At 70.9% G+C, this 15,350-nt stretch carries 14 protein-coding genes and 1 tRNA gene; 11 read left to right on the top strand and 4 right to left on the bottom strand.

Annotated features, from left to right (window positions below; translation table 11 throughout):
- The first annotated feature begins 7 nt into the window (after positions 1-7).
- From ACMCNK_RS17820 to ACMCNK_RS17775, 10 genes are all read left to right on the top strand, one after another.
- Entirely contained in the window at positions 8-868 is an 861-nt protein-coding gene (locus ACMCNK_RS17820) for a resolvase (protein ID WP_412737533.1), read from the top strand.
- Positions 869-907: 39 nt separating this feature from the next.
- Positions 908-978, top strand: a tRNA-Gln gene (locus tag ACMCNK_RS17815).
- Positions 979-1,042: 64 nt separating this feature from the next.
- Positions 1,043-2,491, top strand: coding sequence for a bifunctional UDP-N-acetylglucosamine diphosphorylase/glucosamine-1-phosphate N-acetyltransferase GlmU (gene glmU / locus ACMCNK_RS17810; protein ID WP_412737532.1), 1,449 nt, complete (start codon positions 1,043-1,045; stop codon positions 2,489-2,491).
- Between the two features lie 118 nt (positions 2,492-2,609).
- Positions 2,610-3,590: a ribose-phosphate diphosphokinase gene (locus tag ACMCNK_RS17805; RefSeq protein WP_412737531.1), complete on the top strand. Its 981-nt coding sequence runs from the start codon at positions 2,610-2,612 to the stop codon at positions 3,588-3,590.
- A 457-nt stretch (positions 3,591-4,047) separates the two neighbouring features.
- Positions 4,048-4,677: a 50S ribosomal protein L25/general stress protein Ctc gene (locus tag ACMCNK_RS17800; protein ID WP_412737530.1), complete on the top strand. Its 630-nt coding sequence runs from the start codon at positions 4,048-4,050 to the stop codon at positions 4,675-4,677.
- 86 nt (positions 4,678-4,763) lie between these two features.
- The gene (gene pth, locus ACMCNK_RS17795; protein WP_412737529.1) at positions 4,764-5,351 is read left to right on the top strand and encodes an aminoacyl-tRNA hydrolase; all 588 of its coding nucleotides are present in this window, start codon (positions 4,764-4,766) and stop codon (positions 5,349-5,351) included.
- 872 nt (positions 5,352-6,223) lie between these two features.
- Complete coding sequence (locus ACMCNK_RS17790) at positions 6,224-7,624, top strand: sugar transferase (RefSeq protein WP_412740896.1); 1,401 nt, start codon at positions 6,224-6,226, stop codon at positions 7,622-7,624.
- Positions 7,625-7,683: 59 nt separating this feature from the next.
- A complete protein-coding gene (locus tag ACMCNK_RS17785; protein WP_412737528.1) occupies positions 7,684-8,583 on the top strand; it encodes a 3'(2'),5'-bisphosphate nucleotidase CysQ in 900 nt (299 codons plus the stop codon).
- Positions 8,584-8,628: 45 nt separating this feature from the next.
- Positions 8,629-9,540, top strand: coding sequence for a sulfate adenylyltransferase subunit CysD (cysD, locus tag ACMCNK_RS17780; protein ID WP_412737527.1), 912 nt, complete (start codon positions 8,629-8,631; stop codon positions 9,538-9,540).
- Entirely contained in the window at positions 9,540-10,838 is a 1,299-nt protein-coding gene (locus ACMCNK_RS17775) for a sulfate adenylyltransferase subunit 1 (protein ID WP_412737526.1), read from the top strand. Before cysD ends, ACMCNK_RS17775 begins: the two co-directional genes overlap by 1 nt.
- Here ACMCNK_RS17775 and ACMCNK_RS17770 read toward each other — a convergent pair.
- The 4 genes from ACMCNK_RS17770 to galE form a co-directional block, all read right to left on the bottom strand.
- The gene (locus ACMCNK_RS17770) at positions 10,822-11,658 is read right to left on the bottom strand and encodes an ATP-binding protein (RefSeq protein ID WP_412737525.1); all 837 of its coding nucleotides are present in this window, start codon (positions 11,656-11,658) and stop codon (positions 10,822-10,824) included. The two genes, ACMCNK_RS17775 and ACMCNK_RS17770, sit on opposite strands and share 17 nt — an antisense overlap.
- 82 nt (positions 11,659-11,740) lie before the next feature.
- Positions 11,741-11,944, bottom strand: coding sequence for a hypothetical protein (locus ACMCNK_RS17765; protein ID WP_412737524.1), 204 nt, complete (start codon positions 11,942-11,944; stop codon positions 11,741-11,743).
- A 36-nt stretch (positions 11,945-11,980) separates the two neighbouring features.
- Complete coding sequence (galK, locus tag ACMCNK_RS17760; RefSeq protein ID WP_412737523.1) at positions 11,981-13,156, bottom strand: galactokinase; 1,176 nt, start codon at positions 13,154-13,156, stop codon at positions 11,981-11,983.
- Positions 13,157-13,168: 12 nt separating this feature from the next.
- Positions 13,169-14,146, bottom strand: a complete 978-nt coding sequence (galE, locus tag ACMCNK_RS17755; RefSeq protein WP_412737522.1) for a UDP-glucose 4-epimerase GalE — start codon at positions 14,144-14,146, stop codon at positions 13,169-13,171.
- Between the two features lie 177 nt (positions 14,147-14,323).
- Between galE and trpS the strand changes: the two genes are divergently transcribed.
- Positions 14,324-15,349, top strand: a complete 1,026-nt coding sequence (gene trpS / locus ACMCNK_RS17750; RefSeq protein ID WP_412737521.1) for a tryptophan--tRNA ligase — start codon at positions 14,324-14,326, stop codon at positions 15,347-15,349.
- Position 15,350: the final 1 nt, after the last annotated feature.

The following is a 15,350-nucleotide window of genomic DNA, read 5'->3' as shown; positions in this document are numbered from 1 at the left end:
ACCGACCATGGATGACCCCCGTCGCACCCAGGCGCGCCAGCTGCGCGTCGAGACCCGCATGTCACTCGCTCAGCTCCGGAACCGTTTCGGGGTGAGCCGCGACACCATGGCCGACTGGCTGTGGGGGCTGCCCGTGCCCGAGTGGACCCGCCGGCCCAACGCCAAGGACGAGCTGCGCGACCGGGCCGTCGCCCTGCGGCGTGCGGGCCGGACGGTGCCCGACATCGCCTCCGAGCTGTCCGTGTCGAGGTCCACGGCGTATCTGTGGACCCGGCACCTGCCGCTGGAGCCGAGCCCCGAGCGGGCCACCGAGCGACAGCGCCGCCACATGGCGGAGATGCGCGAGGCGCGATGGGGGCCCTATAGGGTGGCCCGCGACGCCGAGCGGGCCGCCACATGGGGCCGCGAGTCGGACTGGGTCGGCGCCTTGTCGGAGCGTGAGGTCCGCCTGCTGGGTGCGGTCGCCTACTGGTGCGAGGGCACGAAATCCAAGCCGTGGCAGCCGAACCGGTGCCGAGTGACGTTCATCAACAGTGATCCGGTTCTGATCCGGCTCTTCCTGCGTTTCATGGACTTGTTCGGCCTCGATCGGGCCGCGCTGAAATACCGGATCAGCATCCACGAGTCGGCGGACTGGGATGCGGCGGGTCGGTGGTGGGCAGTCGTGGCCGAGGTGCCGTACGAGATCTTCTGCCGGCCGACGCTGAAGAAGCACAATCCGACGACCGTCAGGCACAACGTCGGTGCGCCGTACCGTGGTTGCCTGATCATCGACGTGCCGCGGTCGCGGGAGTTGTACTGGAGGATCGAAGGCATCATGCAAGGGATCGGTCTGGCTGCCGGTTCGGCTGATGGCGCTAGGATGTGACGCGCGCACAATGACATAGTCATTGTGTCCGCTTTGCCCTCCCGAGTCGTCTAAGGGCAGGACGTCACATTTTGGTTGTGATTATAGGGGTTCGAATCCTCTCTCGGGAGCTTCAACACCGCGGCTGACGAGGCGCCGCACGTCTGCATCGCCAATGTGAACAATGGAGTCCGCGTGAGCCACGCTCAAAGCCGTACCGTTGTCGTCCTTGCCGCCGGTGAGGGGAAGCGGATGAAGTCCGCGACGCCCAAGATGCTGCACCGGTTGCTCGGCCGCACGCTGCTCGGCCACGTCCTGGTCGCTGCCGAGGCCGCCGAGGCCGACCGCACGATCGTGGTCGTCGGTCACCAGGCGGACGTGGTTCGCGCCCACCTCACCGAGATCGCCCCCGCGGCCGTCCCGGTGCTCCAGGCCGAGCAGAACGGCACCGGCCACGCGGTCCGCATCGCCCTGGAGGCGGTGCCGGACGGCGCCGGCACGGTGGTGGTGCTGAATGCGGACGTCCCGCTGCTGCGCCCCGCAACCGTGGCGGCGCTGATCGAGGCGCACGAGCAGTCCAAGGCCGGCGCAACCGTGCTGGCGGCCGAGGTGGCCGACCCGACCGGGCTGGGCAGGGTGGTCCGCGACTCCGCGGGCAACCTGGAGCGCATCGTCGAGGAGCGCGACGCCACCGCCGAGCAGCGCGCGATCCGGGAGATCAACGCGGGGATCTACGCGTTCGACGCGGCGTTGTTGCGGGAGGCGCTGGGCAAGTTGTCGACGGACAACGATCAGGGCGAGGAGTACCTGACGGACGTGTTCGGCCTGCTGGCGGCGGTGGACCATCCGGTCGGGGTGTTCGTGGCGGCCGACGCGCAGGAGACGCTGGGCTGCAACGACCGGGCGGAGCTGGCCCGGTTGCGGGCGCTGCTGCGCGACCGGGTGAACACCGCGTGGATGCGGTCCGGTGTGACGATCATGGATCCGGCGACGACGTGGATCGACGTGACCGCGACCGTGGAACCGGACGCGGTGATCGACCAGAACACGCAGTTGCTGGGCGTGACCCGGGTGGCCGCGCAAGCGGTCGTGGGGCCGGACGTGACGTTGGTCGACACGGAGGTGGCCGAGGGGGCGGCGGTGCTGCGGGCGCATTGCGTCGGCGCGCAGGTGGGCCCGGAGGCGACCGTGGGCCCGTACTCGTACCTGCGGCCGGGGACGCGGCTGGGTCGTAAGGCGAAGGTGGGCGGCTTCGTGGAGACGAAGAACGCCGAGCTGGGTGATGGGGCGAAGGTGCCGCACCTGTCGTACGTGGGGGACGCGACGATCGGCGCGAAGGCGAACATCGGCGCGGGGACGATCTTCGCGAACTACGACGGGGTCGCCAAGCATCAGACGACCGTGGGTGAGGCGGCGTTCGTGGGCAGTGACACGGTGCTGATCGCGCCGGTGGAGATCGGCCCGGGGGCGTATGTGGCGGCGGGCAGCGCGGTCGCCAAGGATGTGCCGGCGGGGAATCTGGGGGTGACCCGCGCGCCGCAGCGCAACGTGGAGGGGTGGACGGCGCGCCGCCGGCCCGGTACGCGGTCGGCGGAGGTCGCGGAGCAGGCCGAGCGGGAGGCGGGCGGCACCGCCGCTTCGTGATCTTTCGCGGCCCGCGCCGTGAGCCATCCCACCCCGTAGACGCGGCGTGTGGCGAGAAACTTGTCGCGGGGGATACTGCACGGGACACACCCCCTCGACCACGGGAGCGGACGAGCCGATGGGCAGCATCGTCGCGGAGAACCGCAAGAGTCTGATGCTTTTCTCCGGGCGGGGCTTCCCGGAGCTGGCCGAGGAGATCGGGCAGGTGCTGGGCATCGCCCCGACGCCGTCGGATTCGTACGAGTTCGCGAACGGCGAGATCTTCGTCCGGTTCAAGGAGTCGGTGCGGGGTTCGGACGCGTTCGTGGTGCAGTCGATGTCTGAGGGCGTGAACCGCTGGGTCATGGAGACCCTGATCATGATCGACGCGCTGAAGCGCGGTTCGGCCAAGCGCATCACGGTGGTGTTGCCGTTCTATCCGTACGCGCGGCAGGACAAGAAGCACCGTGGCCGTGAGCCGATCTCGGCGCGCCTGATGGCCGACCTGTTGAAGACGGCGGGGGCGAACCGGATCCTCACGGTGGATCTGCACACCGCGCAGATCCAGGGGTTCTTCGACGGGCCGGTGGATCACCTCTTTGCGATGGACACCCTCGCCGAGCACGTGCAGCGCAAGTACGAGGGCCGGCCGATGACGGTGGTCGCCCCGGATTCGGGCCGGGTGCGGGTGGCGGAGCGCTGGACGGACCGGTTGGGTGGTTGCCCGCTGGCGTTCATCCACAAGACGCGTGATCCGCTGAAGCCGAACCAGGTGGTGGCGAACCGAGTGGTCGGCGAGGTCGAGGGCCGGGTGTGCCTGATCGTCGACGACATGATCGACACGGGTGGCACGATCGCGAAGGCTGCGGACATCCTGTTCGATTCGGGCGCCGCGGACGTGATCGTGGCGGCGACGCATGCGCTGTTGTCGGACCCGGCGACGGAGCGGCTGAAGAACAGCCGGATCAGCGAGCTGGCGGTAACGAACACGTTGCCGTTGCCGCCGGAGAAGAGCCTGGACAAGATCACGGTGTTGTCGATCGCACCGCTGCTGGCGCGGGCGATCCGGGAGGTCTTCGACGACGGCTCGGTGACGACGCTGTTCGGCGGTCTCAGCTAGATTTCCGGCCAACGACGGCCAACGACGGCCAACGACGACGTGATCGCCGCGGCGTTCTGCGTCGTCTCCTGGGCCTGGTTCGCCGGAATCGCGGCGCGCCCCGGTCTGCGTGTGCTGTGATCGTTTGAGCTGGAACGTCGGGTCGGAGCCGGACGTTGGCAGTGGTTTCGGGGTCGTGCAAGTTGCATCGGCCGGGTGAAGTTTTCGCAGAGAACGGACCCGGTGGGTTGTGGCCGATCGCGGAAGGTAAGCTGGCACGGTTGCCACGGCGAGGGTGCCCCGCGGGCTGCTGACGTTCGCAGTCGGCTTGGAGGCACCGTGATCGACGCGGTGCTCCGGGCGTGTGCCCTGGCGCGCCCCCTCGCCCGGCAGCGCCCGACGATGGCCCGCTCCACCGCCGACCGCCCGCAGCCCGCCGACTTCATGCAGCCGAGCCAAGAGTTTCAGGAGTATCCCTGTGTCCGAGGTAAAGATCAGCGCCGAGCCCCGCACCGAGTTCGGCAAGGGTGGTGCCCGCCGCACGCGCCGGGCCGGCAAGGTGCCCGCCGTGCTGTACGGGCATGGTGAGAAGCCGCAGCACATCGCGCTGCCGGCGCGGGAGTTCGCCGCCGCGATCCGGCACGGTGGCCTGAACCAGGTGTTCACGATCGACATCGTGGGTGGCACCGGCGCGACGCTGGCTCTGCCGAAGGCGATCCAGCGCGACCCGATCAAGGACACGTTCGAGCACGTCGACCTGATCATCGTGAAGCGTGGTGAGAAGGTGCAGGTCGACGTCCCGGTGACGCTGACCGGTGACGCCGCCCGCAACACGCTGGTGGTGCACGAGAGCAACACGCTCGCGGTGGTCGCCGAGGCGATGCACCTGCCGACCGGCTTCGAGGTCTCGATCGACGGCCTGGAGGCGGGTGCGCAGGTCACTGCTGCCGACGTGACGCTGCCGGCGGGCGCGGAGCTGGCCGTGGAGCCCGACTTCGTGATCGCGGTGGTGACGGCCGCGCAGACGGCCGAGCAGCTTGAGGGCGAGACCGGCGAGGCGCCGGCTGCCGAGGGCGCCGAGGGTGGCGAGGCCGCCGCCGCGGAGTGACCGCGGCCGCGCAGCGAGCCCAGTAACAACGACGTCAGGGAAAGTGCCGATGGCACTTTCCCTGACGCATATCCGGAGACGAGACGATGAGCGACGACGCGCCCTGGCTGGTGGTCGGGTTGGGCAACCCGGGCCGGGAGTACGCCGGTAACCGGCACAACGTGGGCTTCATGGTGGCCGACCTGCTGGGTTCGCGGGTGGGTGCGAAGTTCGGGCGGCATCGGCGGGCGCACGCCGAGGCGGCGGAGGGCCGGCTGGGCCTGGGCGGGCCGAAGCTGGTGCTGGTGAAGCCGCTGACGTACATGAACCTGTCGGGTGCGCCGGTGTCGGCGCTGGCTCAGTTCTACAAGGTGCCGCTGGCGCATGTGATCGCGGTGCACGACGAACTGGACGTGCCGTTCGGGCAGGTGCGGGCGAAGCGCGGTGGTGGCGAGGGCGGCCACAACGGGCTGCGTTCGATGTCGAAGTCGCTGGGGGCCAAGGAGTACGCGCGGGTGCGGTTCGGCATCGGGCGGCCGCCGGGGCGTCAGGACCCGGCGGATTTCGTGCTGGCGGACTTCTCCTCGGGTGAGCGCAAGGAGCTGGATTTCCTCGTCGACCGGGCGGCTGACGTCGTGGAGGCGGTCGTGCTGGAGGGGGTCGAGTGGGCGCAGAACAAGTACCACGGCGGATGATCCCGGCCGACCCGAACGGGTAGAAATTCAGTCCGTTTTGTCCCTCTCGCTGGCCCGTGACCCGACGCTCGACCTGGGCGTTGGTCACATATAGCCGCACCACACACGGGGTGCGCGCGACGGGGCGGGGACAGGGAGGGTCGGTGACGCAGGACCTGTCCGAGGAACATGGGTCGGCATTGCCCGCGATCGGCGGGACCGGGGTCACCCCCGGATCATCGGCGTGGGCGGACGGTGATCGGGCCGGACCTCCGGTACGGGCGACCCGCGGCCGCCAGCCCGCGAACGCCCGCGAGCCCAACACTCGGGCGTTGCTCCCGCCTGCCGGCGCCCGCGCATTCCCCGCGGCAGGGTCACGGCCCCAACCGGAACGTGCCCGCCCGGACGCGACCGGCCGGCTGTACGTGGCGTCCAAGGGTGGCCAGCCGGCGCCTGGCGAGCCGGGCGCGGGCCGTTCAACCCGTGAGCTGAACGTTCCGCCGGAGGCGTCGGGCCCGAGGGCTGCCCAGGCGGACGGGCCACGGCCGTCCGGGACGGGCGCGGTGAGCGAACCGGAACTCCACGGCCCGGCCAACCATCTGCCCGCCAACCACGGTCCGCGGGCGCACCGGACCGTGCCACGTAAGGGCAAGCCCAACCACGGCCCGGTGCGGCCGGTGGACGACCCGGCGCCCGCGGGTCCGGAGAACGGGGGGCGGGCAACGCGGGCCGAGCCGAACTCGGCCCCCCTGGCGGGCGGGGGCGGCACCAGCGCCGCCGAGCGGGCCCGCAATCAGGCGATCCCGCGCCACTGGTCGACCGCGCCGAACCGCTCCGTGGTGGTGCGGCCCACGCCCAGGCCGTTCGTACGGGTCCGGGGCAAGCATGCGGCGATGTCGCGGCGGCAGCGCTGGGAGCGCCGTTACGTGTGGGCGCTGATCGCCGGTGACCTGCTGGCGGGGGTGGTGGCCGGGGCGGCCACGTTCGCGTTGCGCTTCGGCCACCAGGTGACCGCGTACAACCGGGGGTATCTGCTGCTGTCCGCGCTGCTGCCGGTGGCGCTGCTGGCGGTGCTGGGGGTGAGCCGGGCGTACGAGCGGCGCTACCTGTTCGTCGGCACGGACGAGTACCAGCGGGTGCTGCGCGGCGGGCTGGGCCTGATCGCGGGCGCGGCGATGGTCTCGTACGCGCTGGATCTGGACCTGGCCCGCTCGTACGTGCTGGCCGCGCTGCCGGCCGTGATCGCGGCCGTGGTGGTGTTGCGTTTCCTGTTGCGCAAGCGGTTGCACCTGGCCCGGAACCGGGGTGAGGGGTTGCGCCGGGTGCTGGTGGTGGGGCATGAGATGTCCGTCATCGGCCTGACCCGGCAGTTGCGCCGGGAGCGATACCACGGCCTGGAGGTGGTGGGTGCCTGCCTGCCGCCGGACCACGACGGCGCGGTGGACCTGCCGGTGTACGGCTCCTTCGACGACGTGGCGAACGCGGTGGACGCCGCGGACGCGGACACCGTGGTGGTGCTGAGCTGTCCGGAACTGGACGGGGCGGCCCTGCGCCGGCTGGCCTGGCGGCTGGAACGCGACGAGGTGGACCTCATCGTGGCCAGTTCCCTGATCGACGTGGCCGGCGCCCGCACGACGATCCGCCCGTTCGACGGGTTGCCGATGCTGCATGTGGAACATCCGCGACTGCACGGCGGCGCCCGGGTGGTCAAGGATGTGGTGGACCGGGTCGGGGCGGTGCTGCTGCTGGTCCTGTTCGGGCCGCTGCTGTTGTCCGTCGCACTGTGTGTCCGGTTGACCTCGCGCGGCCCGGTACTCTTTCGGCAGGTCCGGGTCGGGCGTGACGGGCGCCTGTTCCGCATCTTCAAGTTCCGCAGCATGTACGTGGACGCCGAGGCCCGGCTCGCCGAGCTGAAACATCTCAACGAGCACGACGGCGTGCTCTTCAAAATCCGGGAGGACCCGCGGGTGACCCGGGTCGGGCGGTGGTTGCGCCGGCTGTCGCTGGACGAGCTGCCGCAGTTGCTCAACGTGCTGGCGGGGCAGATGTCGTTGGTGGGCCCGCGCCCCCCGCTGCCGGTGGAGGTGGCGGCATACGCTGACGACGTTCGCCGCCGACTTGCGGTCAAGCCGGGCATGACCGGCCTCTGGCAGGTTTCCGGACGTTCGGACCTGCCGTGGGAGGAGGCGGTCAGGCTGGACCTTCGCTATGTGGAGAACTGGTCGCTGAGTTTGGATCTGGTGATCCTTTTGCGGACCATGACCGCGGTGCTGCGGTCATCGGGCGCATATTGATGGGGCCTTCAGTCCGCCCGACGGCGGCGGGTGGGGCGGTCGGATGGAGGAGCGAGGACGTGGGCGATCGGACTTCGACGTCGGCGCGGACGGATCAGTCTCACATCGCGGGCCAACGTGACGGCGGCGACAGCGGATCCCCGCCGGTCATCGACGCGGCGTTCGCGCGCTGGCTCGCGGACCGCGCCGGCCAGGTGCTGCTCGCGGTCCGCGACGAGCTCGGGTACGCCGACCCGAAGGCGCTCAAGGCGGCCGGCGACAAGGCCGCCCATGACCTGCTGCGTACGGAGCTGGCCCGCTGGCGCCCGGCGGACGCGGTGCTGTCGGAGGAGGACGAGCACTCCCGTACGGCGTGGCAGGACGGCGAGCACGCCGCGCTGCGCCCGGAGCGGCTGGGCGCGTCCCGGGTGTGGATCGTCGACCCGCTGGACGGCACGCGGGAGTTCTCCGAGCAGGGCCGGGCGGACTGGGCGGTGCACGTCGCGCTCTGGACGGCGGACAGCTCCAGCCCGTTCCGGCTGGCCGCGGGCGCGGTGGCGATGCCCGCCCAGCACCGGACGGTGGCCACGGACGCGCCGCCCGCGTACCCGCCGATGCCGCTGTCCGCGGCGACCGGCGGGGCGATCCGGATCGCGGCGAGCCGGACCAGGCCGCCCGCGTTCGTCACCGCACTGGCCGAGGACATCGGGGCGGAACTGGTGCCGATGGGCTCGGCCGGGGTGAAGATCGCCGCGGTGATCAGCGGGGAGGCCGACGCGTACGTGCATGCGGGCGGGCAGTACGAGTGGGACAGTGCCGCGCCGGTGGCTGTGGCGTCGGCCACTGGACTACACGCTTCCCGGATCGACGGCAGTGAGTTGAAATACAACCAGGCCGATCCGAAGCTTCCCGATCTCGTGGTCTGTCGTAAGGATCTCGCTCCTCGGTTACTTGCAGCGTTGCAGCGTCACCTCCCGTAACCTGACTCCCGCACAGCTCGACCCGAAAGGTCTGGGGATCCGCTCATGAGCCAGACGATGCCCTATCGCGTCTCGCATCTGGATGCTCTCGAAGCCGAGAGCATCTTCGTCATGCGGGAGGTCATGGCCGAGTTCGAACGCCCCGTGCTGCTCTTCTCGGGTGGCAAGGACTCGATCGTGATGCTGCGGCTCGCCGAGAAGGCGTTCGCTCCCGCACGCGTCCCGTTCCCGGTCATGCACGTCGACACGGGCCACAACTTCGCCGAGGTGATGGCGTACCGCGACGCCCGGGTGGCGGAGCTGGGCCTCAACCTGGTGGTGGCCAGCGTGCAGGAGGCGATCGACTCCGGCCTGGTGCGCGAGCTGCCCGACGGCACCCGCAACCGCATCCAGACGCCGGTGCTGCTGGCCGCGGTGGAGAAGTACCGCTTCGACGCACTGTTCGGCGGGGCCCGCCGCGACGAGGAGAAGGCCCGGGCGAAGGAGCGGATGTTCAGCTTCCGCGACGAGTTCGGCCAGTGGGACCCGAAGAACCAGCGTCCCGAATTGTGGGCGCTGTACAACGGCCGGCACCACCCGGGCGAGTCGATCCGCGTATTCCCGCTGTCCAACTGGACCGAGCTGGACGTGTGGCACTACATCGCCAAGGAGCAGATCCCGCTGCCGAGCATCTACTACGCACACGACCGGGAGGTCGTCGAGCGCGACGGCATGCTCTACGCGGTCAACGAGTTCATCCGGCCCCGGGCGGGGGAGACCCCCTCGGTGCAGCGGGTGCGCTACCGCACGGTCGGCGACGCGTCGCAGACCGCCGCGGTCCGCTCGGACGCCGACACGGTGGAGAAGGTCATCGACGAGGTCGCCGCCACCCGGATCACCGAGCGCGGCGCCACCCGGGGTGACGACAAGGTCAGCGAGGCCGCGATGGAAGACCGCAAGCGGGAAGGGTACTTCTGATGAGCCAGGCAGTGGTGGAGGCCGATACGGCCGCGGCCCGGGGCATGGACCTGCTGCGGTTCGCCACCGCGGGCAGCGTGGACGACGGCAAGTCGACGCTGATCGGGCGGCTGCTGTATGACACCAAGTCGCTGTTCTCCGACCAGCTGGAGGCGGTCGAGGCGGTCAGCGCCGCCCGCGGCGACGAGTACACGAACCTGGCGCTGCTCACCGACGGCCTGCGCGCCGAGCGGGAGCAGGGCATCACGATCGACGTGGCGTACCGGTACTTCGCGACGCCGCGGCGCAAGTTCATCATCGCGGACACCCCGGGGCACATCCAGTACACCCGCAACATGGTGACCGGCGCGTCCACGGCCGACCTGGCGCTGATCCTGGTCGACGCGCGCAAGGGCCTGGTGGAGCAGTCGCGGCGGCACGCGTTCCTGTGCTCGCTGCTGCGGGTGCCGCACCTGGTGTTGTGTGTCAACAAGATGGACCTGGTCGACTGGGACCAGACGGTGTACGAGCAGATCCGCGACGAGTTCACCTCGTTCGCCGCCAAACTCGACGCCCCCGACCTCACGGTCATCCCGATCTCCGCGCTCAACGGCGACAACATCGCCTCCCGTTCCGAGAACAGCCCGTGGTACGAGGGCCCGTCGCTGCTGCACCACTTGGAGCACGTGCACTTCGCCAGCGACCGCAACCTGGTCGACGTGCGTTTCCCGGTGCAGTACGTGATCCGCCCGCAGTCCACCACGGTCACCGACTACCGCGGCTATGCCGGGCAGGTGGCCAGCGGCGTGCTCAAGCCGGGCGACGAGGTGATGGTGCTGCCGTCCGGGCTGACCAGCACGATCGCGAGCATCGACACCGCGGACGGGCCGGTCGACGAGGCGTTCCCGCCGATGTCGGTGACGGTCCGGCTCACCGACGAGATCGACATCTCGCGCGGCGACATGATCTGCCGCCCGCACAACGCGCCCCGGCCCGTGCAGGACGTCGAGGCGATGGTCTGCTGGATGGACGAGACCGCCCCGCTGCGGGTCGGCGGCAAGTACGCCATCAAGCACACCACGCGCAGCGCCCGCGCGGTCGTGCGCGGCCTGCAGTACCGCCTGGACGTGAACACTCTGCACCGCGACGAGAACCCGTCCGGGCTGGCCCTCAACGAGATCGGCCGGGTCCGGCTGCGGACCACGGTGCCGCTGCTGGCCGACGAGTACCGCCGCAACCGCACGACGGGCGGCTTCATCCTCATCGACGAGACGACCAACCGTACGGTCGGCGCCGGGATGATCATCGAAGCGTCGTAGCGGTCCGGGGCCGTCGGCGGCGCGCCGTCTGCGGCCCCCGTACGGCGCACCACACGATTTTGCCGTCGTCGGTGGACACGGCGCCCCACGCGAGCGCGGTGGCGTGCACGAGGCGCAGGCCCATGCCGTGCTCGGGTAACCGCGGTCCGGGGGTGCGCGGGTGGAGCTGCGGCATGTCCGGGCAGCGGTCCTGGACGGCCACGTGCAGCACGGACACCCGCCGCGACACCGTCACGGTGATGGGGGTCCCGGCGTGCTCGACCGCGTTGTTGACCAGTTCGGAGACGACGAGGCGGGCGGGTTGCCGCAGGGCGGTCAGCCGCCACGAGCGGCACGCGTCCTCGACGAGGCGCCGGGCGAGGGCGGGGGCTTCCGTGTCGGGGCGCAGCTCCAGTTGCATCCGGTCGGTGTGTGGCAGGCGGCCGGTGATCGCCACGTGGGCCTGGTCCACGGTGGCGTAGACGGGCAGGAACCGTCCCGCGCCGAGGTGCTGCAGCCGGTCGGCCAGGATCTGCTCGGGCGAGGCGCAGAGTGCGAGTTGCACGGGCGGCTGCTGACGGGCGGCGAGGGCGCGCGCGCCCATCCAGGTCGGTGCGCTGTTCGCGCGGGGGTCGTCGAGCCGGGACAGGTCGATGATCAGCCCGGTGGTCTGCTCGGCGAAGAACCTGCGCAGCGCGGCGGCGACCTGGGCGGACAGGCCGGCGTTCCACTCGCCGCGGACGGCCAGCACGGCCAGCGAGCCGCCGGCGTCGTACCGGATCCGGACCGGGGCGCCGAGCGGTGAGTGGTCCGGCCACAGGAACGGGGGATCGATTCCCATGTCAGGTCCTTCGCAGGGGCGCGGGGCCTCGTCGCCCCGCGCGTCGGGTGCCGGGGCCTCGCCCCTGGCTCGGCGGGGGAGGTCACTCCTCCGGTTCGTGGTCGTGAGGGGTTACCAGCTCTTCGAGGGCGTGGGTGACCGCGCCGGTGATGTCGCCCGCGGGTACGGCGACGTCCCCGCCGGGGGCGTCCTCGATGAGGTGCTTGAGGTGTTCCGGTGAGGGCCCGGTGCCCGCGCCCGAGAAACCGAACTCGTTCGGCTCGTTGCCTTCAGCTTCGACGGTCATGGCAGGTGCATACCCGCGAACGCCGCGGCTGATGCGTCACAGCCGGGTCGCTCCGGGACCGGGTGCGGCCACCCAGGCGGTCGGGGCGGGGAACCCGCGCGCCCCGTACGCCGCTTCGACCGCCGCGGCGGTCTCCTCCGCCCGGGCGGCGTCGACCAGGGCGAGCACACAGCCGCCGAAGCCGCCGCCGGTCATCCGGGCGCCGTACGCCCCGGCGGTCAGCGCCGCCTCGACAGCGACGTCGACCTCCGGCACGGTGATCTCGAAATCGTCGCGCATCGAGGCGTGCGAGGCGGTTAGCAGCGGACCGATCTCCCGGATCCGGCCGCCGCTCAGGCGGGCGACCGTGTCCAGTACCCGCTGGTTCTCCGTGACGATGTGCCGGACCCGGCGGCGCATCACCGCGTCGGCGCACCGGTGCAGGGCCTCGTCCAGCCCGTCCGGTGTGATGTCGCGCAGCGCGGGCACGCCGAGCAGCCGCGCGGCGGCCTCGCAGGAGCTGCGGCGGGCGCCGTACTCGCCGTCGACGTGGCGGTGCGGCGCGTTGCTGTCGACGACCAGCACGGCCAGCCCGTGCGCCGCCACGTCGAACGGGATGTGCTGCACCTGCTGGGTGCGGCAGTCCAGGAACAGCGCGTGCCCGGCCCGGCAGCGGATCGACGCGGCCTGGTCCATGATTCCGGTGGGCGCACCGACGTACGCGTTCTCGGCCCGTTGGGCGATCCCGGGACGCCGCTCCACCGGAAGGTCCAGGCCGCCGAGGCCGATCAGCGCGGTGAGCACCGCCGACTCCAGGGCGGCCGACGAGGAGACACCAGCTCCCACCGGCACGTCCGAGGCAATGGCGAGCCGGGCGGGCGGCACGGGCAGGCCCGCGTCGCGCAGTGCCCACACGACCCCGGCGACGTACGCGGCCCAGCCGCCCAGCACGCCCGGCCGGGCCACCTCGGCGTCGCCGAAGGACACCGGGTCGGGTTGGGTGTCGGAGCTGACCTGCCAGCCGGCCCGGGCCGGCCCGGCGGCCACGACGACGCGCTGTGGCAGCGCGAACGGCAGGACGAAACCGTCGTTGTAGTCGGTGTGCTCGCCGATCAGGTTGACCCGCCCCGGCGCGGCCCACAGGCCGGCCGGGGCGGTGCCGTACCTGGAGGCGAATCCGGCCGCGGCCGTGGCGGCCGGATCGAGGGCCGCCACATCGATGTCTGTCGCCATGGGCCGATCAGATCACGCGACGTGGTCGCGATAGAACTCCCACGCGTCGGAGATCATGGCCTGCAGGGTGGCTTTCTCGGGCGTCCAGCCGAGCTCGGTGCGGGCCTTGGCGGACGAGGCAACCAGGGCGGCCGGATCGCCGCTGCGCCGCGGGGCCATCTCCACCTGCAGGTCGACACCGGTGACCTCGCGGACGGCCTCGACGACCTGGCGGTTGGAGAAGCCGTTGCCGTTGCCCAGGTTGTAGATGCGGTGCTCGCCCGCGGTGGCCGCATCGAGCGCGAGCAGGTGGGCGCGGGCCAGGTCCTCGACGTGGATGTAGTCGCGGACGCACGTGCCGTCCTCGGTCGGGTAGTCGTCGCCGAACAGCTGCAGCTTGTCCCGCTTGCCGGCGGCGGCCTGCAGCGCGATCGGGATGAGGTGGGTCTCCGGGTCGTGCCGCTCGCCGACCGCGGTGCCGTCGGGGCGCAGGTACGCGCCGGCCACGTTGAAGTAGCGCAGCGAGACCGCGGCCAGCCCGTGGGCGAACGCCTCCGAGGTCAGCGCGTGGTCGAAGGTGAGCTTCGTGGCGCCGTACGTGCTGGTGGGGGCCTTGACCGCACCCTCGGTGATGGGCAGCTCGGTAGGGTTGCCGTAGACGGCGGCGGTGGAGGAGAAGACGATGCGCGGCACCCGGGCGGCGCGCACCGCGTCGAGCAGGGCCAGTGACCGGGTGACGTTGTGGTCCCAGTACAGCTCGGGCTTGGCCATCGACTCGCCCGCGGCGATCAGGCCGGCGAAGTGCAGCACCGCGTCGAACCCGGCCTCCGGGGTCAGCACCCGGGCGGCGTCGCGGATGTCGGCCTCCACGAACGTGGCCCCCGGTGCGACGGCCTCGCGGAATCCGGTGCTGAGATTGTCCAGGACGACGACCTCGTGCCCGGCTTCCAGCAGGAGGCGGGTGGTGATGCTGCCGATGTAGCCGGCGCCTCCGGTGACGAGCAGTTTCACGATCTGGCCTCTCGGTTGCTGGCGGTCCCTACGGTCAGCGTAGGAGGCCGCCGGGACGGTCCCGATGCCACCTCAGATTTCACCATGACCGCTCATAAGTCAACACGATCAAACATCGGACCTTTACGCACAGGAGGGTTTGACGGACGGTCGGCGGGTCCTGACACAATGGCGTTCATGTCCGACCCCGCCCGCCGCCCGCGAGTGCTCTCCGGTATCCAGCCGACCGCCGACTCCTTCCACCTCGGCAACTACCTCGGCGCGGTGCGCAACTGGGTCGCCATGCAGGAAACGGCCGACGCGTTCTACTGCGTCGTCGACCTGCACGCCATCACGATGGGGCACGACCCCGATGCGTTGCGTAATCGCACCCGGCTGTCGGTGGCGCAGCTGCTCGCGGTCGGTCTCGACCCCGAGCGGTGCACGCTGTTCGTGCAGTCCCACGTGCCCGAGCACGCGCAGCTGGCCTGGGTGCTGAGCTGCATCACCGGGTTCGGCGAGGCGGGCCGCATGGTCCAGTTCAAGGACAAGTCCGCCAAGCAGGGGTCGGACTCCACCAGCGTGGGCCTGTTCACGTACCCGATCCTGCAGGCCGCGGACATCCTGCTCTACCAGGCCGACGCGGTGCCGGTCGGCGAGGACCAGCGGCAGCACCTGGAGCTCACCCGCGACCTGGCGCAGCGGTTCAACACCCGGTTCGGGCACACGTTCACCGTGCCGTCGGCGTACATCGTCAAGGACACGGCGAAGATCACGGATCTGCAGGAGCCGACGGTCAAGATGAGCAAGTCGGCGTCGTCGCCGAACGGCATCATCGAGCTGCTGGAGGACCCGGCCCGGTCGGCCAAGAAGATCAAGTCCGCGGTGACCGACACCGGCCGGGAGATCCTGTACGACGAGGAGAACAAGCCCGGCGTCAGCAACCTGCTCACGATCTACGCGGCGCTGACCGGCCGCACGATCGACGAGCTGCTGGAGGAGTACGACGGCAAGGGCTACGGCGACCTCAAGAAGGACCTCGCCGAGATCGTGGTCGAGTTCGTCAAGCCGCTCCAGGAGCGCACCCGCGCCTACCTGGACGACCCGGGACACCTCGACAAGCTGCTCGCGGTCGGCGCGGACAAGGCCCGTGCCGTCTCGGCCGACACGCTTGCGACCGCGTACCGCAACGTCGGCTTCCTGCCGCCCGCCCGCGGAGCCTGAC

The organism is Krasilnikovia sp. MM14-A1259 (assembly GCF_047159535.1).
Taxonomy (GTDB): Bacteria; Actinomycetota; Actinomycetes; order Mycobacteriales; family Micromonosporaceae; genus Actinoplanes.
This window is presented reverse-complemented; position numbering and strand designations above follow the sequence as displayed.

What these genes read in the sequence shown, in the direction of transcription:
- ACMCNK_RS17820 (WP_412737533.1), top strand. Translation starts at nt 8, where the DNA reads ATGGATGACCCCCGTCGCACCCAGGCGCGCCAGCTGCGCGTCGAGACC.
- ACMCNK_RS17805 (WP_412737531.1), top strand. Translation starts at nt 2,610, where the DNA reads ATGGGCAGCATCGTCGCGGAGAACCGCAAGAGTCTGATGCTTTTCTCC.
- pth (WP_412737529.1), top strand. Translation starts at nt 4,764, where the DNA reads ATGAGCGACGACGCGCCCTGGCTGGTGGTCGGGTTGGGCAACCCGGGC.
- ACMCNK_RS17790 (WP_412740896.1), top strand. Translation starts at nt 6,224, where the DNA reads ATGTCGCGGCGGCAGCGCTGGGAGCGCCGTTACGTGTGGGCGCTGATC.
- cysD (WP_412737527.1), top strand. Translation starts at nt 8,629, where the DNA reads ATGAGCCAGACGATGCCCTATCGCGTCTCGCATCTGGATGCTCTCGAA.
- ACMCNK_RS17775 (WP_412737526.1), top strand. Translation starts at nt 9,540, where the DNA reads ATGAGCCAGGCAGTGGTGGAGGCCGATACGGCCGCGGCCCGGGGCATG.
- ACMCNK_RS17770 (WP_412737525.1), bottom strand. Translation starts at nt 11,658, where the DNA reads ATGGGAATCGATCCCCCGTTCCTGTGGCCGGACCACTCACCGCTCGGC.
- ACMCNK_RS17765 (WP_412737524.1), bottom strand. Translation starts at nt 11,944, where the DNA reads ATGACCGTCGAAGCTGAAGGCAACGAGCCGAACGAGTTCGGTTTCTCG.
- galK (WP_412737523.1), bottom strand. Translation starts at nt 13,156, where the DNA reads ATGGCGACAGACATCGATGTGGCGGCCCTCGATCCGGCCGCCACGGCC.
- trpS (WP_412737521.1), top strand. Translation starts at nt 14,324, where the DNA reads ATGTCCGACCCCGCCCGCCGCCCGCGAGTGCTCTCCGGTATCCAGCCG.